The following is a 24,124-nucleotide window of genomic DNA, read 5'->3' as shown; positions in this document are numbered from 1 at the left end:
CATGAATCGCCTGTCGAACGGTCGCGAGATCGCGATGCAACCCAACCTGTCGGCGCGTATTCGCAAGATCGGCGTCACGCTCGTCGCGGCGACGCTGTGCGCCGCTGTCGCTTCGCACGCGTATGCGGTTCCCAAGGCGGCGAAGAAACCCGCCGATGCAGCCGCCGCGATGCCGGCCGATGCGATCGCGAGCGTGAACGGCGTGCCGATTCCGCAAGCGCAGGTCGACGAAGCCGTGCGCGCGTCGAAGGCGCCCGATACGCCGGCGCTGCGCGCGGCGCTGAAGAACCAGCTGATCGCGCGCGAGTTGTTTCGACAGGCGGCGCTCAAGCAGCACTACGACACGAAGCCGCGGGTCGTGGCCGCCGTCGAGCAGGCGAAGGCGCTCGCGATGACGCAGGCGTACCTGCGCGATCAGATCAAGCCGGCACCCGTCACGGACGCGGACGTCAAGGCGCGCTACGACGCGGTCGTCGCGACGCTCGGCGAGAACGAATACAAGCCGAGCGTGATTGCCGTCAACGACGCGGACACCGCCAGGCAGATCCTCGCGCGGCTCAAGAAAGGCGAGGACTTCGGCGGCCTCGCGCGGCAGTTCAGCAAGGGGCCGGCCGCGGCGCAGGGTGGCGCGCTGAACTGGATCTCGTTCAAGACGCCGATCGAGGCAGGCCACACGCAGAACTGGCCGCAGCCGCTTGCCGAAGCGCTCGTGAAACTGCCGCAGGGCGGCATGACGCGCGAGCCCGTGCAGGTCGGCGATGCGTACTGGATCGTGCGGGCCGACGACAAGCGGCCGACGCAGGTGCCGCCGTTCGACCAGGCGAAGGACACGCTGCGCCAGCAACTCGAGCAGGTCGCGATGGAGAAGGCGACCGCGCAGGTCGTTGCGGATCTGATCCGCAACGCGCGGATCCAGCAGTAGGCGGCAAGCAGCAGGTAGCAAGCAGCACGTAGCAGCGTCGGGCAGCCACCCGGCGAACACGCAAGCGATGCCGGGCGGGGAAACCCGGCATCGCGCGGCGCCACGGTCGGAGATCGGCTGACGGCGTCGTCGCGGGGCCATCGAACGAAGCGAACAACAGAAGATGAACACGTCCAAGCGTAAGACCTTGCAGCAGCTTGCCGCCGCCGGCGCGGCGCGAATCGGCGCACGTGCGCGGTCGGCGGCAGGTGCGCCGCGATGCTTCGCGGTCGAGCCGGCCGCGCGATCGTACCGCTGGTGGCAGCGTGCGACGAGCGCGCTCGTCGCACTGACGATGTTCATCGGGCCGATCACGGTCACCGTCGAGCAGTGCCGCGATGCGGCCGGCGTGCTCGGCGCGGGCAATCGCCGTGTCGACGACGACGCATGGCAGCGGTTGCTCGATCTCGCGTCGCTGCGCGTGCGATTCTCGATGCAGCTCGCGGCTGCCGCGCCGATCACGGACCCCACGGCGCCGATCTCGTTTCAGCCGGCCATCACGCAGTCGACCGGCGCGGGCGGCGGCGTGCCCGTCGTCAATATCACCGCGCCGAACGCGGCCGGCATTTCGCTGAACCAGTATCAGCAATTCAACATCGATCCGGTCGGGCTGATCCTGAACAACAGCCTGATGTCGGGCACGTCGCTGACGGGCGGCAACGTACAGGCCAACCCGAACCTGAACGGCCGCACGGCGAGCGTGATCGTCAACCAGGTCACGTCGACCGGCAATGCCTACGCGAGCTTGCTGAACGGTCCGCTCGAAGTGTTCGGTGCACCCGCGGCCGTCGTGATCGCGAACCCGAACGGAATCACGACGCGCGGCACCGGCTTTACCAACACGATCGGCGTGACGTTGTCGACCGGCGCGCCGCAGTTCCTCAGTGGCGTCGGCGGCAGCGCGACCGACTTCGCGAACGCGAAGGCGCTCGGCTACAACGTGACCGGCGGTCACCTGCAGATCGAAGGCAATGCCGGCGTCAACGGGCCCGGCGCGGGGATCGAGGGGACCGTGGGCACGATCGACCTGATCGGCGAGACGATCGGTATCAACGCGCCGCTCTATGCGGGCACGCGCATCAACGTGATCGCCGGGCGTCAGTTCGTGACGCCGGCCGCCGTCGATGCGTACGGCACCACGTACGGCACGGCGTCGAACGGCTCGGACAACTCCGCCGCGGCGATCAATGCCGCGAACGGCGGCGCGAATCGTTCGCTCGCCATCGACGCGACCGCGTTCGGCGCGATGACGGCGGGGCAGATCCAGGTCGTCAGCACCGCGGCGGGGATGGGCGTAAGGGCCGACGCGCAGCTCGCCGCGAATGCGGGCGACTTGCTGCTATCGGCGAACGGCGACGTGTCGGTCGCGGGTTCGGCCGCGCAGCAGCAGGCGACGGTTCATAGCGCCGGCAACGTGTCGATGACCGGTGCGCACATCGGGGTCGGCGGTTACGCGATCGATGCGAACGGCGACGTGACGTCGACCGGATCGATCCAGTCCGGCGGCAAGCTGGCGGTGGCGGCAGGCGGCAACGTGAACGTCGCGAATGCACAGGCGCACGGCGACATGACGGTCGCCGGCGGCACGAACGTCACGCTCGGCGACGTACAGGGCGGCGGTGCGTTGGCCGTTACCGCACGCGGCACCGACGGCACGGGCGACGTGAACCTGAACGGCACGTCGGTCGTGACCGGCGCAACGACCGTGCTGGCGGCCCGCGACGTCAACGTGAACGGGCAGACGAACAGCGGCACGCTGCGCGCGACCGCGCGACGTGATGCGACGGTCAACGCGGCGCTGCAGACGTCCGGTGCGCTGGCGTTGACGGCGACGCAGGGCAACGTCGCCACGCATGCGACGGTGAAGAGCGGTGGCGATCTGGCGCTGACGTCCGGACAGGACACCGTCGTCGCGTCGCAGGCGACCGCGCAGAACGCCGTCAGCGTGCAGGCGGGGCGCGACCTGAGCGTAAGCGGTTCACTCGCGAGCGGAACGACGTTTGCCGCCGATATCGCGCGCGACGCGTCGGTCGGCGGCTCGCTGATGGTCGGGACCGACGCGCGCGTGGATGCAGGGCGCAACGTCGATACGTCCGGTGTCGTGATCGTCCAGCGCAATGGATCACTGAGCGCACGCAACGACATCACGGGAAGCGGCTCGATCGCGTTCGGTCAGACCGGCGCGCTGAATGCCGCACATGACGTCGCGCTGACCGGCAAGCTGCTCGCCAATGGCCTGCAGGTCGACGCGGGCAACAGCGCGAGCCTCGCGACGGTCCAGGCGGGCGGCGCATTCGGCGTGACGGCAAGCGGTGGCGCTAGCGGCGGCGACGTCGTATTCAACGGCAACGCGGCCGCGCTCGGCGCCGCCGACGTGCACGCGTCGCGCGACGTCGTCGTGAACGGCACGCTCGCCGGCGGCGCGCAGGTCGCGCTTGCCGCGCAGCGCAACGTGATCGTCGGCGGCAGCGGCACCGTGCAGGCCGTCGGCGATCTGGCGATGACGGCGACCAGCGGCAGCGTCGCGTCGGCCGGCACGTTGAACGGCGCAGGCGCGTTGACGGTGCAGGGCGCGCAGGATGTCTCGCTGACCGGCGCGACCACCGTAACCGGCGACGTGACCGCGACGGCCGGCCGGGATCTCACGATCGGCGGCGCGTTGGCGGGGCAGGGCGTCGCGACGCTCACGGCAGCGCGCGACATCATGGCCGGCGGCACCAGCGGCTTCGCGCAGGACGCGACGTTGAGCGCCGGGCGCGATATCGGCGTGACCGGTGCGTTCCAGGGGCGCGCCGTCTCGATGACGGCAGCCGGTTCGATCGCGCTGAACGACGTGCAGGCCAACGCGGGGCTTCAGCTCGCGACCCGCACGGGCGACGTTTCGATCGGCGGCAACGTGAACTCGCTGACGAACGGGGCGATCGACGCGGCGCGCGACGTGATCGTCAACGGCACGCTGCGCACGGCGAGCGGCCTGGTCATCGGCGGCGGCCGCAATACGTCGATCGGCGGCACGGTCCAGTCGAACGGCGACGTCGCGCTGACGAATGCCGCTGGCTCGCTGACCAGCACCGGCAATATCCAGTCGGGCGGCAACCTGTCGGTGACGGCCGCGCAGTCCGTGGATCTGGGTGCGCAATCGACGTCGTCGCTCGGCAACCTGACCGTGGACGCGGGCCGTGACCTGACGATGAACGGCTCCGTCGTCGCGCAGGGCAACGGCACGCTGAACGCCGGCGGCGCGATAGGCGGCGCGGCCGCCATTGCGTTCGGGCTCGCGGCGAACCTCGGTTCCGGCGGCGATACGACTCTCACCGGTTCGCTGCGCGGCGGCAACGTGCGGACGACGGCGGGCGGTTCGGCCACGCTGCACGACGTGCAGGCGGCGTCGACGCTCGCGCTCGATGCGGCGAACGACCTGAGCGTGACCGGTGCGGTGACGGGCGGCGCGGACGTGGCGCTGGCCGCGGCGCGCAATATCGACATCGGCGGGTCGTTGCAGTCGGCCGGCAACACGTCGCTGCTGGCGACCGGCGGCAGCATCGGATCGACGGGGGCGATCGCGAGCAATGGCGCGTTCGACGCGCAGGCAGGCAGTGACATCAGCCTCGGCGGCAAGACGACCGTGTCGCGCGACACGACGCTCGCGGCCGGACGCGACGTCAACGTCAGCGGGTCGCTGGCCGGGCAGGGACAAGGCATCGTCAATGCGGCGCGCGACATCGTCGGCGCAGGCACGTTGACGTTCGGTCAGCAGGCCACGCTCGACGCCGGGCGCGACGTCGCGCAGCGCGGGCTGATCCAGGGACAGTCGGTCAGCGTGACTGCGGCCGGCAATGCGGCCGTGAACAACGTCGAGTCGACCGGCACGATCGCGCTGCGCGCGAACGGTACGAACACCGCAACGGGCGCAGGCGATCTGCGCATCGACGGTTCGGTCGCCGCCGCGGGCGCGATCACGGCGTTCGCGCAGAACGATGTCGCGATCGGCGGCAAGGCCGCGAGCGGTTCGACGGTCGGCGTGACCGCGCAGCGGGACATCGCCGTGAGCGGCGCGATCGAGTCGGTCGGCGATACGGCGCTGGCCGCGCGGCAAGGCAGCCTCAACGCGACCGGCGGCATCAACAGCGGCGGCAAGCTCGATATTGCGACCGGCCTCGACCTGTCGCTCGGCGCGAGCACCAGCGCGATCGGCGACTCGACGCTGACGGCCGGCCGCGATGCCACGCTGAACGGCACGATGGTCGGACAGGCCAACGGCACGGTGACGGCCGCGCGCGACATCAACGGCGGCGGCAAGCAGGCGTTTGCCGCGACCGCGAACTATGCGGCGCAGCATGACGTCGCGCTGACCGGCGGCATGCAGGCGGCGGCGATCACGGTGACGGGCGGGAACAACGCGACGTTGCACGATGCGTCGTCGTCGACCACGTTGACGCTGACGGCGAACGGCAACGCCGGCGAAGGCGATGCGGGCGTCACAGGGGCGGCGTCCGCGCAGGGAGCGGCGAACGTGACGGGCACGCGGGATGTGTCGATCAGCGGCACGCTCGGCAGCGGCGGAGCGCTTGCATTGAGCGCGCAACGCAACGTGGCGGTTGGCGGCGGCGTGGAGTCGAACGGCGATCTGACGGCAACCGCCGCGAACGGCAGCGTCGTGCTCACGGGGGCGACCACGACCGCGGGCGCGTTCAACGCCACCTCCGGGCTCGATACGCAGCTCGGCGGCCAGATCGCGGTGGCGAAGTCGTCGAACGTGCAGGCCGGTCGCGATATCGCGTTGACGGGGGCACTCGCGGGTCAACGCGACGGCACGCTGAGCGCGGGGCACGACATCAACGGTGCAGGCTCCGCGGCATTCGCCCAGGCGACGACGCTCGATGCCGCGCACGACGTCGCGCTGACGGGCGCGCTGCAAGCGGCGGCCATCAACGTGACGGGCGGCAACAATGCAGGACTCGGCACGATCCAGGCCGTCAGCGGCAATCTCGACGTCACGGCCAAGGGCGGTGCCGGCGGCGGCGATGTGACGATCGGCGGAGCGGCCACCGCGTTCGGCGCGATGCAGTTGCAAGCCGCACGGGACGCTTCCGTTGCGGGTGCAATCAACACCGGCGGCACGACGACGATCAATGCGGCGCGCAGTGTCGCGCTTTCGGCCGTCAATTCGGCCGGCGATCTCGCCGTAACCGCTTCGGGCGGCAACGCGAGCGCGACGAGCCTGACGACGCAGGGCAACCTGAACGTCGTTGCGGCACAGGACATCGCGGTGACCGGGCAGAGTGTCGCGGGCGGCAATGCTTCGCTGAACGCGGGCCGCGACATGACGCTCGCAGGCGTTGGCGCGCAGCAAAGCGGCACGTTGACGGCGGGCGGCTCGGTGAATGCCGGCGCGATCGCGTTCGCGCACCAGGCGAACGTCAACGCGGGCGGCAATATTGCGGTAACGGGCAACGTCGCGACCAACGGCGATCTCGCGATGACCGCCGGCAACGACTTGTCGGTCGGCTCGGTCCAGGCGGGCGGCGCAATCGGATTGCAGGCGCAGGGCCGCAACGGCGCCGGCGACGTGATGGTGAACGGCGCGGTGACGTCGGGCACCGCGACGACGATTACGGCCGCGCGCGATGCGGGTATCGGTGCGGCATCCAGCGGCGGTGCGCTGAACGTGACGGCCGGGCGCACCCTCGGTGTCGCGGGCGGGATCAATTCGACCGGCGACGCGACGCTGACCGCGACGGCGGGCAATCTCGGCGTCGGCGGCGCGGTCGTGTCGACCGGCAATCTCCGGGCCAATGCGGGCGGCGGCCTCGCGCTGCTTTCCGGCGGGCTCGTGAACGGCGATACGGCGTTGACGTCGGGCGGCGCGATGACGCTCGGCGGCGCGCTGTTCGGTCTCGGGGCCGCGACTATCGACGCGGGCGGTGCGCTCGGCGGCGGCGCGGCACTGACGTACGGCAAGGACATCACCGTCAATGCCAGAAACAGCATCACGCTCGGCGCGATTCAGGGCGCCGGCAAGTTGACGGCGGTGTCCGGCGGCGATATGTCGCTCGGTGCGACCACCGCGGTCGGCGACGTGTCGGCAAAGTCGACCGCCGGCAGCGTGTCCTTCGGCGGGTTGTTGCAGTCGGGCGGCAACGTCGTGGTACAGGCCGCGAACAACGTGTCGCTCGCGGGCGGCGTGGGTTCGATGGGCACGGTCGACATCAACGGCATCGGCGGCAACGTGTCGGTCGCGGGCGTGTCGGCGAACGGCGACGCGACGCTGCATGCGGGGCAAACCGTCGCGCTGACCGGCAACAGCATCGTGGCCGGGCAACTGGGTGTGTCGGGCGGCAACGTCACGCTGAGCGGTTCGGCCGTCGGATCGAAGAACGTGACCGTTTCCGCGCAGGGAACGGTCGATGCCGGCAATGCATCGCTCGTCGCATCGCAGAACCTGCAGGTGAACGGCTCGAACGTGACGCTCGGCAACGCGACGGTCGGCGGCGCGCTCACCGCGCAGGCGTCGAACCAGCTCACGCTGGCGGGCGGCAAGGCGGTGAACGTCGTCGGCAACGCGACGCTGACTTCGCAGAACGGGCTGTACAACGCCGCGAACGTGCTGGCCGGATCGCTCAACGTGTCGGCGCCGAGCCTGACGAACGCGGCCGGTGCGTCGCTCGCGTCGATCGGCACGACGACGATCAATGCATCGAGCTTCGCGAACGCCGGACTGGTGAACGGGACGACGACGAACGTCACCGTCGGGGGCGCGCTGACGAACGTGGGCGGCTCGCTGATGGCGGTGAACGCGCTCAACGTCAATACCGGTACGCTGAACAACCAGAACGGGATCGTTTTTGCCGGCAACCCGAAGGCCGCGACCGGTGCGACCGGCGACGTGTCGCTGACGATCAATGGCGGCAATGGCGCGTTCTACAACGCGGGCGGACAGTTGCTCGCGCAACGGAACATGGGGATCAGCGCGGCCAACATGGCGTTCGATCCGTCGCAGGGGACGATCAGCCAGGGCGGCAATCTGTCCATCACGGCCGGGTACGTGAGTGTCGGCGGCACGTGGAATTACGGCGGGCAGGGCGTTTCGCTGACGGGGCTGAACGGGATCACGAACGACGGCACGATCACCGGGACGTCGCCGTTGACGCTGACGGCCGGCGGCAGCTTCGAGAATCACGGACAGGTCACCGGGTCGGATGTGACGTTCAACGGCACGCTGAATAATGCGGCCGGGGCGGTGGTGCATGCGGATAACGCGTTGACGCTGAATGGCGATACGACGAACCGCGGGACGGTTGAGGCAGGGAACGTTCTCAACGTCAATGGTGGCAACTACGACAACCAGGGCGCGACGACGCAGTCGAAGGGCGATGCGAATTTCAATCTCGGCGGTTCGCTGCTCAATACGGGGGGCTCGATATTCGCCGGGCGGAACATCGGCATTTCCGCTGCGCAGGTGATCAACGATCAGACTGCTCCGCAAGGGGCCGTCACGACGACCACGCAGATCAACGACCCGGCGCTCCTGATGTCAGGGTCGGTCGGCTGGGTGACGGTCGGCTACGAAGATGTCAAAAATGGAGACCATGGATACGTTCGGGCTGCGTACAAAGACCTGCCTGCGACGCTCGGCGGCCTGTTGGCGCCGACTGGCTCGACCACGAACACCAGTGGGTTATCGGCTTCCGATCCGGTCGCGACATCCGGCACGGTGACGTTCAATCAGTATCGCATCCTGACCGGTATCAACGACCACGGCGTTTCGCAGTATTCGAACTACTGGTTTATCGGAACGGCTCCGGATGCCGGTGCGCTCAAGTCGGCGACGTTCACGCTGCCTACTGTCTATCAGACGACGACGAATCAACAGGCAGGAACCTCGGGCGTCATTTCGGCGGGCGGTTCGATCACTTTGGCTGCTGGCACCCTGTCGAATCGGGGCGGGCAGATCGCGGCGCAAGGTAATATCTCGCTGAATGTTCAGTCGTTGAGCAATGGAGCGGTTGCGCCGACCACGACGGTCGCCAATTCAACGTACGTCGACCAGGCTCAATACACAGCCTTTCTGGGGCAGCTTGCTTCGCTCGGTGTGATTGGCGTGCAAGGTACAGGAAATCCGACCGGCGCATTCAATTGCGATTCGGGCAATTACTGCCAAGTTGGCGATCCTTACCTGCCGACCGCATTTCAAATCAACAAGAGCGCCGCCGCCCCCACCGCAACGGGTTCGCTTACGTTTACTACGCCGACGGGCATGATCGCGGCGGGCAACAACCTGACGATCGGCGGCGGAAATCTGACGAACGGGGGGCTGCTGTATGCCGGCAACAACGTTGGCATTACGTCCGGCACGCTGACCAACCAGGGCGGCAACCAACAGAACTACTCAAGCCAGGTCGGCTGCGCCTCCGGCGTGCCGAACTCCGCCTGCGGCAACGCAGGCCAACCGCGCGGCAACAACCCGACCACGACGACGTTCGGCTACAGCCAGAACGACGCGACGATCTATGCCGGCCACGATCTCGTGATCGCGGCTGGCCAGATCAACAATACGTACGGCAACCTGCTCGCGGGCCACGACATCGTCATCGGCGGTGTCGGCACGACAGCAAGCTCGACCACGCCCGCACAGAGCCTGAACAACACGTCCGGCAACATTGTCGCGGGCAACGACATCAAGCTCAACGTATCGGGTGCGATCACCAACAATCTGCCGCCGCCCGTGCCGGTACACGAGAACTACGGCAAGCACGAGCAATACTCGGGCTGCATGACAGCCGGCGGCTACAAGGAAAGCTACTGCGAGGGTTATGTCGACCAGCAGTCGGGCAGCTCGTCGGTGATCAGCGCGGGCAACAACCTGCAGATCAACGCGGGCAGCCTGACGAACATCGGCAGCCTGATCGCCGCGGGTAACAACGCGACGATCGCCGTCGCAGGCCCCGTCGTGAACGAGGCGCAGGTGCTGAACGCCTACTGGCACTCGCATTGGGTGCAGGAAACCGGCATGTTCAGTAGCGACAAGCGTCACGACATCTGGGCGTGTGGCACGCCGGAGCAGTGCAAGGCGTTGTACGGGAGCGCATACACGAGCACGGGCGGCACCATCGATCCGCCTACGCCGGTCGGCAACATCGCGGCGACCATTCAGGCGCCGAACCTGTCGATCTCGTCGAACGGACAGATCCAGAACGTCGGCAACGTGATCGGCACGTACGTGTCGCTGACGGGCCAGAAGCTGATCAACGGGATCACGACCGCCAACACCTACACGCCGCGTGTCAATGCACCGTCGCAAGTCATTTCGCTGAGCCCGGTGGACTTGCCGGGGCTGAACCTGTCGGTGCCTCGTGCAGTCGGCACCGGCAAGCTGCCGACACCGGTCGCGGGCGCTGCGTCTTACGTCGACGCGTCGCTCGGCGGTTCCGTGCTCGGCTCGCTCGGGCCGCAGGACTTGCTGAACAACTTGCCGTCGGCGCTGCAGCCATCGTCGACGCTGTTCTATTACAACCCGCAGGAAGAGGACCTGCTGTTGCAGCAGGCGGCGCTGAAGCAGACCGGCAAGTCGAGCTTCGTCGATGGCCTGACGTACGACAACAAGAAAAACCTGTCGGTGACGGCACAGGAAAAGATGTACCTGTACCAGAACGCGGTCGATTACTCGAAGGCGCACGACCTGCAACTCGGCGCCGCGCTGACGCAGGAGCAGATCAACACGCTCGACAAGCCGATGCTGTGGTACGTCGAGCAGACGGTGCCGGACCCGACGTGTCACGCGACGGGCACGGCGTCGTGCCCGACGATTACGGCGCTGATGCCGCAGGTGTATTTGCCGCAGGACACGCAGGCGATGTCGGCGGGCGGCAACATCTCCGGACACGACGTCACGCTGAAGTTCAATCAGGACGGTAACGGCAGCATTCTCAATACGGGGAGCATCACGGCGTCGGGGACGCTGAGCGTCGACACGCACACGCTGACGAACCAGGCGAATCAGGTCAACGTCGGCGAGATCTGGCAGAAGGTCGATGGCGGGTATCTGAAGACGACGGGGACGGTGGTGCAGCCGGGCGGGTTCATGAGCGCGGCGAACATGGAGTTGAATGTTCAGGCGCTCAATCAGATCGGTGGGGCGCTGCAGAAGCTGGCGGCCGACGGAACGATCGATCAGAGTGGGACCCAGCAAGCGCTTGCGGCGCTTCAACAGCAACTGGGCGGCAACTTCACGCAGACGGCACTGAGCGACAACCTTCATCAGGATTTCGTGAAGGAAGGTGGCTCGTTCGGGATGACGCAGATCTTCTCGATGGTCGTCGCTGTTGCTGCCGCGATCATGATGCAGCCGGAAATCTCGGCTGCGATTGCGTCGATGTCGGGCGCTGCCGAAGCGGCAACCACCGCGGCATTCATGGCGGCGCAGCAGGGGCTGACAGGCGCTGCCATTACCGCGGCCGCAAGTGCGGCAGGCGGTTCGCTGGCCGTTGGTGGGTTGGCCAACACGATGATTGCAGTCGGGTTGAGTTCGTTTGCCTCGAGCGCGCTCGGCCAGGTGGTAGCTACCGGGAAGATCGATTTCGGCGCGAGCCTGAAGAATGGCCTGATCGGGGCGGTGACTGCCGGGCTGACGAACGGCATCACGTTTGACAGCGGTTCGGGCTCATTCGGGTTCAGCGCGAATGCTGCATTCGAGGGAAGTGCGCCGTCTCTTTCGGCGCTGGCCGGTGTGCAGACGACGGGTAACGCGTTGGTGCCGCAGGCGGGTGCGGCGGCTGGATCGCTGCCGACCGCAGCGTTGGCGATGTCTGCCAATGCGGCGATTCAGGCCGGCACGCAGACGCTGATTGGCGGGGGAAGTTTCCTCGATAGCTTGCGAGACAGCTTCGTCAGGGATGCGGCAGCAGCAGCGGCGTATGCGATAGGGAATGCAAATGGAGCCAAGGTCTTTGGCGACGGGCTTCAAGGAGAATTGAGTTATGTAGCGTCGCATGCGGCACTTGGTTGTCTCGCGGGTGCCGCTAACGGGCAAGGGTGTGGGGGCGGAGCCATTGGTGGCGGGGCGAGTGCGGCGTTTTCGCCGGACTTCGTGAAGGCGATTGACCCGACGGGCGCAGCGCTTGATCCAGGTCAACAGGCAGCACTGGCTGCGTTTGCGACGCTGGCCGGTGGTGGGCTCGCCGGTCTGGCTGGCGTGAACGTGAACGGTGCGATGACGGCGGCGCAGAACGAGGCACTGAATAACACCGGTGATCACGCGGCCGATGCCGCGAAAAACGGTGGCATGCTGAACGCGTTCGGGACGTGGTTGCAGAATACCTATGGCGATCCGATTGGCTCCTTCAAGAACTGGGGAAACCAGTTCTTGGGGATGGTGCAGGCCAACAATGGACAGACACCACCGTCCGATCCGAATCCGTTAGTGCAGGCGAACAACGGCAATCCGCCGGCGGCAGGTGGAGCAGTGGTGACGCCGCTGGTGGTGGCCTGTGTGCCAGGTGCGGGATGCGTGGTTACGCCTCCAATTGCTTCTCCGGGTGCGACTGGTTCGCCGAGCAATGCCACCCTGTCGAGCGGAAACAGCGACAGCGGTTCAGGCAGCGGCACGAGCGGTCAAGGTGCCACAAACACGTCGGGCGATGCCGCGCGGTTCGTGGGGCAAAGTCGCGAGACGTCAGTGGCCAACATCGTCAATGGCTCAATATCCGGCGAGAAGGTCGCTGTACCTGGGCTCGGTTCCACAGATATCGACGTTGTTGCGGCGAATGGCAACTTAATCGCTGTGGGGGGGCCGGCGAAAGCTAATAATCTTGGGAAGTTGGGGCAAGAGCTTCGTATCTACCAAACGATCGCTGATCAACGCGGGGTGTCTGCACAGGCTTACTTCGCCGAAGGTACGCCTCAGTCGGCGATCAACCTTGCGACTAGAATACTTGGCGCAGGTAATGTCAAGATTTTTCCCGGGAGCAAATGATGGCGAGGCCAGTGTGTCGTGTATTAATTCCGGAAACGTTGGAGCAAGCATTCCTTTTTGTCGTTGCCTTGCTGGAGGCGCTTGGTCTGACGCTAACGAATCCAGGAAGCGCAAAGATAACTACGTGGACCGATGGTGGTGACCAAGTAGAGATCGCTGCAGCGAAAGTGCTTTCGGAAGTGCTCTCAGGGTCTCTTCGTAACGTCCAATTCTGGAGAACCGCGAGCGAAGACGTGTTTGTTGCGTGGGAGAATGTTCAAGGCAGATGCACTTTTTCAATTTACCTCGATGGGTTGGATTCGGCTTTCGCGGTCATGCTGACGTCGAGGCTCGTGGAATCGGTGTTGACGAGGTTTCGGTCGAGATACGACGGCTGCCAAGCGTTCGCTATCGAGTTTGAATAGCGATCGATTGCTGGGAGTTGCGAACGGGGGACGCATCAGGTGCCTGCCCCCTGCAAACAGGGCCAGCCGGAGTCTAGTAAAGTTCGTTTTCGGAGAAGAAGACGAACATGAAGAAGCGCTTTACGGAACAGCAAATCATCGGGTTTCGGAAGGAAGCCGAAGCCGGTATGCCGGTCAAGGAACTGTGCAGGAAGCACGGGTTCAGTGACGCGTCGTTCTACACCTGGCGCGCAAAGTTCGGCGGCATGGAAGTCTCGGAAGCCCGCCGGCTTAAGGACCTTGAGGTGGAGAATGCCCGGCTGAAGAAACTGTTGGCCGAAGCAATGCTCGATATGGAAGCGTTGAAGGTCGTGGTCAAGGGAAAGCCCTGAGCCCGCAAGCCAAACGCGAAGCAGCGTCGGCGATTCGGGAGAAGGTCAACATCTCCGAGCGCCGCGCCTGCCGGCTTGTTGGGCTTTCTCGCAGCGTGCTGCATTACGACGCGAAGCCGGACCACGAGAATGAGATGCTAGCGGCGCGTCTAGTGGAGTTGGCGCACGAACGTCGTCGATTCGGATACCGCCGGCTGCACGCCTTGGTGGAATGCGAAGGCACGCACGCCAATCACGAGCGCATCTATCGCCTGTACCGTGAGGCAGGGCTGGCTGTGCGGCGCCGTCGCAAGCGCCACGGCGTAATGATCGAGCGCGAGCAACTGGCATTGCCGAGCGCGCCCAACGAGGTGTGGTCAATCGATTTCGTGATGGATGCGCTTTCCAACGGCCGGCGCGTGAAGTGCCTGACCGTCGTCGACGACTTCACGAAAGAGGCTGTCGACATCGTCGTCGACCATGGCATCTCAGGTTTGTATGTCGCTCGGGCATTGGACCGTGCAGCTCGCTTCCGTGGCTATCCCAAGGCGGTGCGAACAGACCAGGGCCCCGAATTTACGAGCCGGGCGCTTGACCAGTGGGCGTATGCGAACGGCGTCACTCTGAAGTTGATTCAGGCGGGCAAGCCGACGCAGAATGCGTACATCGAATCGTTCAACGGCAAATTCCGCGACGAATGCGTTAACGAGCACTGGTTCACGACGCTCGCGCACGCTCGGGCTGTCATCGCGGCATGGCGTCAGGACTACAACGAGCAAAGGCCGCACAGCGCACTGAACTACCTTGCGCCGTCAGAGTTTGCGGCGAAACATCGGGCAACCGCGGATGCTCCTGCCGCTTTCCAGGAGTTGGTTTAAAGGGACTTTGCTAGAAGCCCATTGGCCCTATTGAAGGGGGCAGGTCAAAACCCCCTAAAGAAATCGCCACCACCGCCGTTACCCTTCTTCGGTAGCTCAAAAAAGTATTACCAGAGCCGTAAAACCGAACCACACGACCAGATAACCGAGGGGGCGCCCGGCCGTCGAAGCCGTGCGCAGTATCAGAAGATGGAATGCACCGATTCGATGGGGCGCGCAGGCACCGGGGGCTGGCGCGCTTTGTGCCTTTGCCTTGCCGCGACATGCCTGCTGCTGCATGCGGTTCTCACCGCTGCGTGCGCGTTCCCGCACGACCACACCTCCACGCTCGTATCCGTCGTGCCGAATATCCGGCAACCGACGCCCCCCGCATCGTCCTTCCCCAACACATCACACCACGCACCCAACGTCACTCGAGGAGGCCCACACACCACACCCGAAAAGTAACCCGATTCGAATCTGAACCACTAAAAAAAACGCATCAAAAAAATCGAGGATTGAATTGAACAAGCATTCCCTTTGTCTACTGGCCGCAGCCGCAATCTCGGTATTCGTCGTCGCTGGTTGCGGCGGCGGCGACGGCTCGTCGAACGCAAGCAGCGGCACGCCCGCCAACACCGGCGGCGCCAACAACGCAGCCAGCGCACCGTCCGTCGCGTCCACGCCGCTCGCGGCTCCCCCCGCAAGCGCCCCCGTCGCATCGTCGCAGCCGGTGACGGTCGGCGAGGCACTGCCCAGCCTGACGACCCCGCAAGCCGGTTCGACGGCCGCAACGGCCACCGGCCCGGTCGGGATCTGGTCGGCATCCGGCAACCTCGGCTACTCGACCATCGCCCTGGTCGATCCGCACAACAACCTGAGCACGCTCAATCTGCTCGGATCGTTCGTGATGTCCGACGATTTCACGAATCTGACCGTCAACGGTTCGACGTGGTCGCTTGCCCCGGGTATCAACTTCGCAGGAACGAGCGGCATCGTCACGAAGATCGATTCGGGCTCGGGCGCATACAGCCCGAAGCAGACGTTGTCCGGCACGATCACCCGCAACGGTACGGCGTCGAATTTCACGTGGACCTACAACGCCGCGAACGCACTTGCCGTCACGCAGGACAGCGTGGTGGGCACGTGGGCGACGACCAACGCATCGTTCGCGATTGCATCGGGCGGTACGCTGACCGGCACGCTGAGCGGTTGCAACCTGAGCGGCACGTTGCTGCTTTCCACGCCCGGCTCGAGCCAGAACATGTACGACATGACGGTGACGGCCTCCGCATCGACGGGCTGCAAGCTGCCGGCCGGCGTTCCGCTGTCGGGCAGCGCCGCGATCATGTTCGTGCCGATCACGGGAACCAACGGCTTCAAGCGCTCGATCCTCTACGTGCTGCGCGCGGCTGATTACAGCTTCATCGCGTACGGTCAGGTGATCAAACAATAAACGCACGGTCGCACCGCACACGGCGCGTCGACGCGCCGCGTGCGGCGGCCCGATGAACACGTTCCGTCAACAACGAAAGCCACTGATCCAATGAAGAACTCATCCAAAGCCACCCTGGTCGGTTGCGGCCTGCTCGTGACGCTGCTGTCCGGCTGCACCACGGTGCCGAACACGGACATGACGCCCGAGGCGCGTCAGAAGCTGCATTCGATCGCGATGCTCGACGTCATCGAGCCGAAGCGTGTCGCGGTCGTCAATTTCGGCGGCGCGGCGGCCGGGTTCGGGTTGATCGGCGCGCTCGCGCAAGGCGCCGTCAACGCAAGCCATACGAGCACCTACACGGACCACGTGGCCGCCGGCAAGATCCTCTTCGCACCGGACATCGCGGACGGCGTGGCGGGCCGCCTCACCGGCAACGGCTATCAGGTCGTGAAGCTGGACGGGCAGAAGGTGAAGCTTTCCGATGACGGCAAGTCGGACGACTACTCGGCGATCCAGACCGACGCGGATGCGATCATGAACGTGTGGTTCACGTCGTTCGGCTATATCTCGCCGCCTCAGCAGCTCGACTACATCCCGTGGGTCGTCATCCGCGCGCGCATTCTCGATGCGAAGACGAAGCAGGACCTCTATTACAAGACGTTCGCGTGCGGCTACGACGTCAAGGCGAACAGCGTCCACATCGACAGCGATTTCGCGTACACGTACGGCAGCTTCAGCGACCTCGAGAAGAATTTCGACAAGTCGGTGGAAGGGATCAAGTCGTGCGAGAAGTCGGTCGCGGACATGATCGGTCAGGATCTGGCGCGCACGCCGGCGTCGGCGCCGGCCAATGCCACCGCTTCCACGACGATGACGAGGCCTGCAGCCACTGCGACGGCCACGGTGTCGAAAAAACTCTGACGCGCCTGCAGGATCGTCGCGATACGCGTTCCGAATCCGGCAGTGCTTGAAGAAAAAGCGGGAAGGGAAGTACTGTACGCAGCCGGGCGGTTGTCACACCGCCCGGCCGCTCGCGAAAGCGACTGACTTACTTGTCGCTGTCGCCCTTGATCTGCGGCAGCGCCGACGCTTCACCCGGCGTCAGCAGCCCGACTTGCGAATACACGCGCAGCTTGTCGCGCGTATCGGTGATGTCGAGGTTGCGCATCGTCAGTTGGCCGATCCGGTCGCGCGGCGAGAACGTCGACGCCACCTTCTCCATCGACAGGCGTTCCGGCTGATACGTGAGGTTCGGCGACTTGGTGCTCAGGATCGAGTAGTCGTTGCCGCGGCGCAGTTCGATCTTCACTTCGCCGGTGATCGCGCGCGCGACCCAGCGCTGGGCGGTTTCGCGCAGCATGATCGCCTGCGGGTCGAACCAGCGGCCCTGGTACAGCAGGCGGCCGAGGCGGCGGCCGTTCTCGCGGTACTGCTCGATCGTGTCTTCGTTGTGGATGCCGGTGACGAGACGCTCGTACGCGATGTACAGCAGCGCGAGGCCCGGGGCTTCGTAGATGCCGCGGCTCTTCGCCTCGATGATGCGGTTCTCGATCTGGTCGCTCATGCCGAGGCCGTGGCGGCCGCCGATGCGGTTCGCCTCCAGCAGCAGCTCGACCTGATCCTTGAACTCGACGCCGTTCAGCGCGACCGGCTGGCCGGCTTCGAAGCGCACCGTCACTTCCTCGGCGGCGATCTTCACGTCGTCGCGCCAGAACGCGACGCCCATGATCGGGTTCACGATCTTGATGCCGCTTTCGAGGCTTTCCAGATCCTTCGCTTCGTGCGTCGCGCCGAGCAGGTTCGAGTCGGTCGAATACGCCTTCTCGGCCGACATCTTGTACGCGAAGCCGGCCTGGTTCATGAATTCGGACATTTCGGCGCGGCCGCCGAGCTCGTCGATGAACGTCTGGTCGAGCCACGGCTTGTAGATCTTCAGATCCGGGTTCACGAGCAGGCCGTAGCGGTAGAAGCGCTCGATGTCGTTGCCCTTGTACGTGCTGCCGTCGCCCCAGATGTTGACGCCGTCTTCCTTCATCGCGGCGACGAGCATCGTGCCCGTCACGGCGCGGCCGATCGGCGTCGTGTTGAAGTACGTGACGCCGGCCGTCGTGATGTGGAACGCGCCGCTTTGCAGCGCCGCGATGCCTTCGGCGACGAGCTGCGCGCGGCAGTCGATCAGGCGGGCGCCGGCTGCGCCGTATTCGATCGCGCGTTTCGGGATCGCGTCGTAATCGTCTTCGTCGGGCTGGCCGAGGTTCGCCGTGTATGCGTACGGGACGGCGCCCTTCAGTTTCATCCAGTGCAGCGCGGCGCTGGTGTCCAGGCCGCCGGAGAAGGCGATACCGACCTTCTGGCCGGTCGGGAGGCTTTCGAGAATCGTGCTCATAGGAATTACCGTGGATTGAAGCCGGTGGGATCGTATTTCGCGGAATATGCGAGTATCGGCTGTCCGGGAAGTTGGAGCAAGGGTTGATTTTGGTGCGGAACCGGCGTCGAGCCTGTCGCGGCGGGCCTGACGGGCGGTTAACCGGGTGGAGAACGCCGTGCCGGACGGCGTTGCATCGCCGCCGAAACACGCACGCCCGCGCCGGGGCGGCGGCCGGATTTCCGGGGCCGGATCGGGCGAGAGCCCCCGATCATCGTCGCCGGCGTGTCGTCGCGCCACACAGAAAGGCAAATGAAAGACTGACGCGTGAACCCCGGATTCCCGGAACGTCAGATATTCCACGACCGCGCGGTATCGAGCAGCCGCTCGCGCAGCTGGTCCACTTCGCCGGCGAGCTTGGCGGTGATCGACACGTAGCCGGACAACTGCGGCGGCGGCGCGTCGTGCAGCGGCTCGACCGGCCGGCGGCGCGGGGCGAGCCGGCTCGGCGTGCCGAACTTGAGCGCGCGGCTCGCGCCGACCAGCGTGTCGCGGATGCGCCGGTTCAACGGCTTCATCTCGACGCGCATGTATTCGCGGGCCGCCGCGTCGTCGCGGGCCGGCAGCGCGCTCGACAGGATCTCCAGATAACCGATGCACAGGCGCAGGCTGCGCTGGATCGCCTCGAGCTGCGTCATCGACGTCTCGCATTCCTTCGACACCGACGGCATCAGCGAGCGCAACTGCACGAGCAGCGTGCTCAGCGCGGCCATTTCCTTCAGGTGCGCGTCGTCGCCGACCGGGCGGTCGCCCGCGAGCCGCGCATGCACGGCCGCGCACGCGCGCAGCGCGTCGGCGAGCTTGTAGCGCCACGAGTAGGTCGCATAGAGCGGCAGCGCGAACGAGAACGCCAGCGCGATCGCGATGCCGACCAGCACGTTCACCGCGCGCCACAGGCCGTCGACGATCTCGTTGTCGCCGTGCCCGGCGACGATCACCATCGTGATCGCCGACAGCAGCGCGATGTAGCCGGCCTTGCCGATCGCGTGATACGCGCAGACGCCGCATCCGACGGACATCAGCAGGTAGATGACGAACGGCGCATGCAAAGCGGAATAGAGAAGGATCAGCGCGAGGCCCGCGAGCGCGCCGATCGACGTGCCGAGCGCGCGCTCGGCCGCCTTCTTGCGGATGTTGCCGTGATGCTGCAGCCCGCCGACGACGATCAGCACGGTGATCGTCGACCATTCGCCGTGCGGCACGTTCAGCCCCGTGGACAGCGCGATCGACACCAGAATCGCTAGCGCGACGCGCGCCGCATGGATCAGCTTCGCGTGGCGGTAGCGGCGGTACGGGTCGAGCAACGGGCGAAGCGCGTGGCGCACGAGCGGCGGCAATCGAGTCGGGAGCGGGGCGTTCATGACGGAGCAGGAGTGGCCGGAACGCGCACGGCGGCCCGCGCGGGCCGGCGCCGCGCCGCATGCGCAGCAGACGTAACGCTAGCCGAACGCGCGCGGGCTGTCCACGGCGTGGCCGCAGGACCGGGCGGCAGGCGGCCGCGTCACGTCACGCGGCAGCCAGCATCACGGCGCATCACGTCGCGTCAAGCGTCGGCCGCGCTCGACTGCGCGTCCAGCACGCGGTTGCGGCCGCCGGACTTCGCGCGGTACAGCGCTTCGTCGGCGCGCCGCAGCAGCGTCGCGGCGTTCATCCGGCCGTCGGCGGCGGTGGCCGTGCCGATGCTGGCCGTGACGCGGCCGTACGGGCTCTTCACGTGTTCGATCTCGAGCCCCGCGATCGTGCGCCGGATGCTTTCGGCGACGGTCGCCGCGCCTTGCGCGTCGGTGTCGGGGAGCGTGACGACGAATTCCTCGCCGCCGTAGCGCGCGACGTGATCGCTGTCGCGGCGCAGGCAGCGCGACAGCGATTGCGCGACCTGCCGCAGCACGTCGTCGCCGGCCGGGTGGCCGTAGTAGTCGTTGAACGCCTTGAAGTGATCGACGTCGACGAACAGCACGGACAACGGGCGCCCGCTGCGCGACGCGCGCTGGGCCTCCTTCGCGAGCACCGCATCGAACGTGCCGCGGTTGTCGAGGCCCGTCAGCGAATCGGTGTGCGCGAGCCGGTACAGCTTGGATTCGGCGACCTGCCGGCGCTTCAGCTCGCGCGACAGCGCGAGCGAGCCCCACGCGATGAACGCCGTGAACAGGCTCATCAGCACGACGGTCCAGACCGCGCGGTGGCGCCATGACGCGTAGATGTCGATTTCGGCGGGCGCGACGTCGACGATCAGCGGCAGCCCGGCGAGATGCTTGTAAACATAGACGCGCCGCACGCCGTCGATGGCGCCGACGCCCGTCAGCTCGCCGGCGCGTCCGCGCTGCGCGTCGATGAACAGCGGCGAGTCGTGCAGGTCGAGGCCGACCACCCGCGTGTCGTACGGCAGGCGCGACACGAGCGTGCCGTTGTCCTCGACGATCGCCGCGCTGCCGTGCCGGCCGACCGCGATGCCGTCGAGCAGCGCGCGGAAGTAGTCGATGCTGAGCGTGCCGACGACGATCCCGCCGAACGTGCCGTCGGGCCGGTTGATCCGGCGGCTCAGCGCGATCGTCAGCGCGCCGCCGCGCAGCCGCGACGCGTACGGCCGGCTGATGTAGAGGCCGGGGGCAAGCCGGTCGCGGTGCACGGCGAAATAGTCGCGGTCGGCGAAATTGCCTTGCCGCGCGGGCGACGCGCTGGAGTCGATCACGATATTGCCGTGCGCATCCATCACGAAAATCGAGCCGAGATAGGCGCCGGTCGCCGCGCGGTCGAACAGCAGCCGGTGGCGCTGGCGCGGCGGCAATGTCATCAGTTCCGGATCGGCCACGCCGTCGACGACGTTTTGCAGCGACAAATCGTAGAGTTCGATATTGCGCGCGATGTCGCGTTCGATCAGCAGCATCAGGTTGCGCGCATTTTCGACCGCATGGTCATACGCGTCGCGTCGCGCCTCGATTAATAGCGACGTGGAGAGTCCCCAACTGAACATCAGCAGGACGATGCCCGCCACGAGTACGCCGCGGGGCGACAGAATGCGTGCCACGATCGACGCGGTTTGGCGGCGCAGCGTGGCGGGCAGCGGGAATGACTTCATCCTCGGGCGCTGGGGCGGCGGCTGTTCGCATCGTTGGCGGTTCCGCGCGCGGATTATTTCGAATTAAACGTCATTATCCCGCGAATTCCCGAATTTCGCGCGTACATGCAAAACATGCATGTAGACAGCGTGACGCGCGACGGTTACGCATCATTACCGCATCGCGTACGGGCAACTTGATTTGAATCAATTAACAGTGTCGGTCTTTTTGTCTGATTAATCGCATAATCATCAGTCGATTTTGCCTATTGCAGCGGTATTTGGCGGATCGGGACAGGATTACCTGCCGACCGCGACAAATGAAAATCGAATGACCCGGTCGCAATCGTGGTTTTTGCAACGTTTGAGGAAATCGCGGCGGCCGACGCGGCCAACGCGTTGATTCCGCGAAATCTCCGGCGCGGCAGCGGGCGCGCCGACCTCGGCTGTCCCCCTGTCGAATCAGGTAGAATCCGCGCTTCGCCGCAGGCGCCCGCCGCGCAACGCGTATCGGGGCCGCATCGAATGCATCGCAGGACGCGCGCCGCGCTCCGATTCCGCATGCGCCGGCTACGGATGCCGGCTCGCTCAACGTTCGTCTCGTTTATGTCCGCAATTCCGAATTCCGACCCACCCGGTTCGCCCGCGAACCCACCCAAGCTTCATCGCGCGCTGAAGGCGCGCCACCTGACGATGATCGCCATCGGCGGCTCGATCGGCACGGGCCTGTTCGTCGCGTCCGGCGCGTCGATCTCGCAGGCCGGCCCCGGCGGCGCGATGGTCGCGTACATGCTGATCGGCCTGATGGTCTACTTCCTGATGACGAGCCTCGGCGAGATGGCCGCGTTCATGCCGGTGTCGGGCTCGTTCGCGACCTACGGCGCGAAATACGTCGACGAAGGCTTCGGCTTCGCGCTCGGCTGGAACTACTGGTACAACTGGGCGGTGACGATCGCGGTGGAGCTCGTCGCCGCGCAGCTCGTGATGCACTACTGGTTTCCGGACGTGCCGGGCGTGTGGTGGAGCGCGGCGTTCCTCGCCGTGATGTTCCTGCTCAACGCGCTCACCGTGCGCGGTTTCGGCGAAGCCGAATACTGGTTCGCGCTGATCAAGGTCGTCACCGTGGTCGCGTTCATCGGCGTCGGCCTGTTGATGATCTTCGGCATTCTGAAGGGCGCTCCGGCCAATGGCTGGGGCAACCTGACGATCGGCGACGCACCGTTCGCGGGCGGCCTGCCGGCGCTGATGGGCGTCGCGATGATCGCGGGGTTCTCGTTCCAGGGCACCGAGCTGATCGGCGTCGCGGCCGGCGAATCGGAGCACCCGCGCACGACGATTCCGCGTGCGGTGCGCCAGGTGTTCTGGCGCATCCTGCTGTTCTACGTGTTCGCGATCTTCGTGATCGGCGTGCTGATTCCGTATACCGACCCGAACCTGCTGAAGACGGACGTGACCGACATCGGCGTGAGCCCGTTCACGCTCGTGTTCCGCCACGCGGGCCTGGCCTTCGCGGCCGGCGTGATGAACGCGGTGATCCTGACGGCCGTGCTGTCGGCCGGCAATTCGGGCATGTATGCATCCACGCGGATGCTGTACAACCTCGCCACCGAGGGCCGCGCGCCGAAGGTGTTCGCGAAGCTGTCGCCGGGCGGCGTGCCGCGCAACGCGCTGTACGCGACCACCGCCGTCGGCGCGCTGTGCTTCTTCACGTCGCTGTACGGCGACAAGACCGTGTACCTGTGGCTGCTGAACACGTCGGGGATGACGGGCTTCATCGCGTGGCTCGGCATCGCCATCAGCCACTACCGGTTCCGCAAGGGTTACGTGAAGCAGGGTTACGCGCTCGATCAACTGCCGTACCAGTCGAAGTGGTTCCCGTTCGGCCCGCTGTTCGCGTTCGTGCTGTGCCTCGTGATCGCGCTCGGCCAGGACTATCAGGCGTTCCTCGCGAACCGGATCGACTGGGCCGGTGTGGCCGCCACCTATGTCGGCATTCCGCTGTTCCTCGTCGTGTGGCTCGGCTTCCGGTTCCTGAAGAAGAGCCGGTTCGTGCGCTACGAGGACATGGAGATCGCGCCGTGGGTCGCCGCCAATCGCGGCGCGCAGCGGCCGCCGGTGGCGAACCGCGAAACCGCGGGCTGACGCCGGCACGGCAGGCGGCCGCGCGACGGGACGAAACGGGAAGCCGCGCGCTCCCCGTTTTTTTTGCCCGGCTTTTGCCTGCACGGGGTCAAAGCCGGTTATATTGCCCGACCCTACCGGGCCACGGCCCGGCCGGCGCGACAGGCGCGGCGCGGATCGGCATCCGGCGCGCGCCGCGTGCGGCGGCCGGCGAGCGGCCCGGCGTTTTCATCGTTCCATCCGGGCCGGCACGGCCCGCGGAGCGCGCAACTTAGAGGAATCCATGAGCGCATCACCCGCCGAGCGGAAGGCCGGACCCGTTTCCATCGTGCGAATCGAAGCCGCGATCAACGCGTGGCGCGAAGTCTACCCGCCGGCGCCGAACGGCGAAGACGGCTACGCGCTCGACGCGGGCAGCAACTGCCTCGCCGAGCTGTACGGCAAGATGATCTGCTACCAGTTGCCGGACGTGCCGCTCGACTCGTTGAGCCACGAGCAGCGCGACGCGCTGTACGCGACCGAGGTGTGATGCGCGGTCGCGC

Annotated in this window: 10 protein-coding genes; 7 read left to right on the top strand and 3 right to left on the bottom strand. The window is 66.2% G+C overall.

The window, feature by feature from the left end:
• Position 1 precedes the first annotated feature (1 nt).
• From QZM15_RS16555 to QZM15_RS16535, 5 genes are all read left to right on the top strand, one after another.
• Complete coding sequence (locus tag QZM15_RS16555) at positions 2–922, top strand: peptidyl-prolyl cis-trans isomerase (protein WP_302106796.1); 921 nt, start codon at positions 2–4, stop codon at positions 920–922.
• Between the two features lie 163 nt (positions 923–1,085).
• Positions 1,086–12,932, top strand: a complete 11,847-nt coding sequence (locus tag QZM15_RS16550; RefSeq protein WP_302106795.1) for a filamentous hemagglutinin N-terminal domain-containing protein — start codon at positions 1,086–1,088, stop codon at positions 12,930–12,932.
• Positions 12,933–13,443: 511 nt separating this feature from the next.
• A protein-coding gene (locus tag QZM15_RS16545; RefSeq protein ID WP_302106794.1) for an IS3 family transposase occupies positions 13,444–14,564 on the top strand; the annotation gives its coding sequence in 2 pieces (ribosomal slippage) (positions 13,444–13,702 and positions 13,702–14,564; 1,122 coding nt in all).
• A gap of 502 nt (positions 14,565–15,066) precedes the next feature.
• Positions 15,067–15,999 carry a hypothetical protein gene (locus tag QZM15_RS16540; RefSeq protein WP_302106793.1) on the top strand — a complete coding sequence of 311 codons (933 nt, stop codon included), beginning with the start codon at positions 15,067–15,069 and terminating at the stop codon, positions 15,997–15,999.
• Between the two features lie 90 nt (positions 16,000–16,089).
• On the top strand, positions 16,090–16,902 hold the full coding sequence (locus QZM15_RS16535; RefSeq protein WP_302106792.1) for a hypothetical protein: 813 nt from the start codon (positions 16,090–16,092) through the stop codon (positions 16,900–16,902).
• Positions 16,903–17,029: 127 nt separating this feature from the next.
• On the opposite strand, the gene argG is transcribed toward QZM15_RS16535, so the two are convergent.
• The 3 genes from argG to QZM15_RS16520 all read right to left on the bottom strand — a co-directional run bounded on the left by argG (position 17,030) and on the right by QZM15_RS16520 (position 21,482).
• Positions 17,030–18,367, bottom strand: a complete 1,338-nt coding sequence (argG, locus tag QZM15_RS16530; protein WP_050018060.1) for an argininosuccinate synthase — start codon at positions 18,365–18,367, stop codon at positions 17,030–17,032.
• Between the two features lie 329 nt (positions 18,368–18,696).
• Positions 18,697–19,767 carry an FUSC family protein gene (locus tag QZM15_RS16525; protein ID WP_302106791.1) on the bottom strand — a complete coding sequence of 357 codons (1,071 nt, stop codon included), beginning with the start codon at positions 19,765–19,767 and terminating at the stop codon, positions 18,697–18,699.
• Between the two features lie 182 nt (positions 19,768–19,949).
• Positions 19,950–21,482 (bottom strand): diguanylate cyclase, encoded by a 1,533-nt coding sequence (locus QZM15_RS16520; protein WP_302106790.1) that lies wholly within the window; start codon positions 21,480–21,482, stop codon positions 19,950–19,952.
• Between the two features lie 585 nt (positions 21,483–22,067).
• Between QZM15_RS16520 and QZM15_RS16515 the strand changes: the two genes are divergently transcribed.
• Entirely contained in the window at positions 22,068–23,603 is a 1,536-nt protein-coding gene (locus QZM15_RS16515) for an amino acid permease (protein ID WP_060967849.1), read from the top strand.
• A 262-nt stretch (positions 23,604–23,865) separates the two neighbouring features.
• Positions 23,866–24,111: a DUF3717 domain-containing protein gene (locus QZM15_RS16510; RefSeq protein ID WP_059575255.1), complete on the top strand. Its 246-nt coding sequence runs from the start codon at positions 23,866–23,868 to the stop codon at positions 24,109–24,111.
• Positions 24,112–24,124 lie beyond the last annotated feature (13 nt).

The organism is Burkholderia sp. AU44665 (genome assembly GCF_030504405.1).
In the GTDB taxonomy this organism is placed as follows: domain Bacteria; phylum Pseudomonadota; class Gammaproteobacteria; order Burkholderiales; family Burkholderiaceae; genus Burkholderia; species Burkholderia semiarida.
The sequence above is the reverse complement of the archived record's forward strand: the minus strand, read 5'-3'. Positions and strand labels throughout refer to the sequence as shown.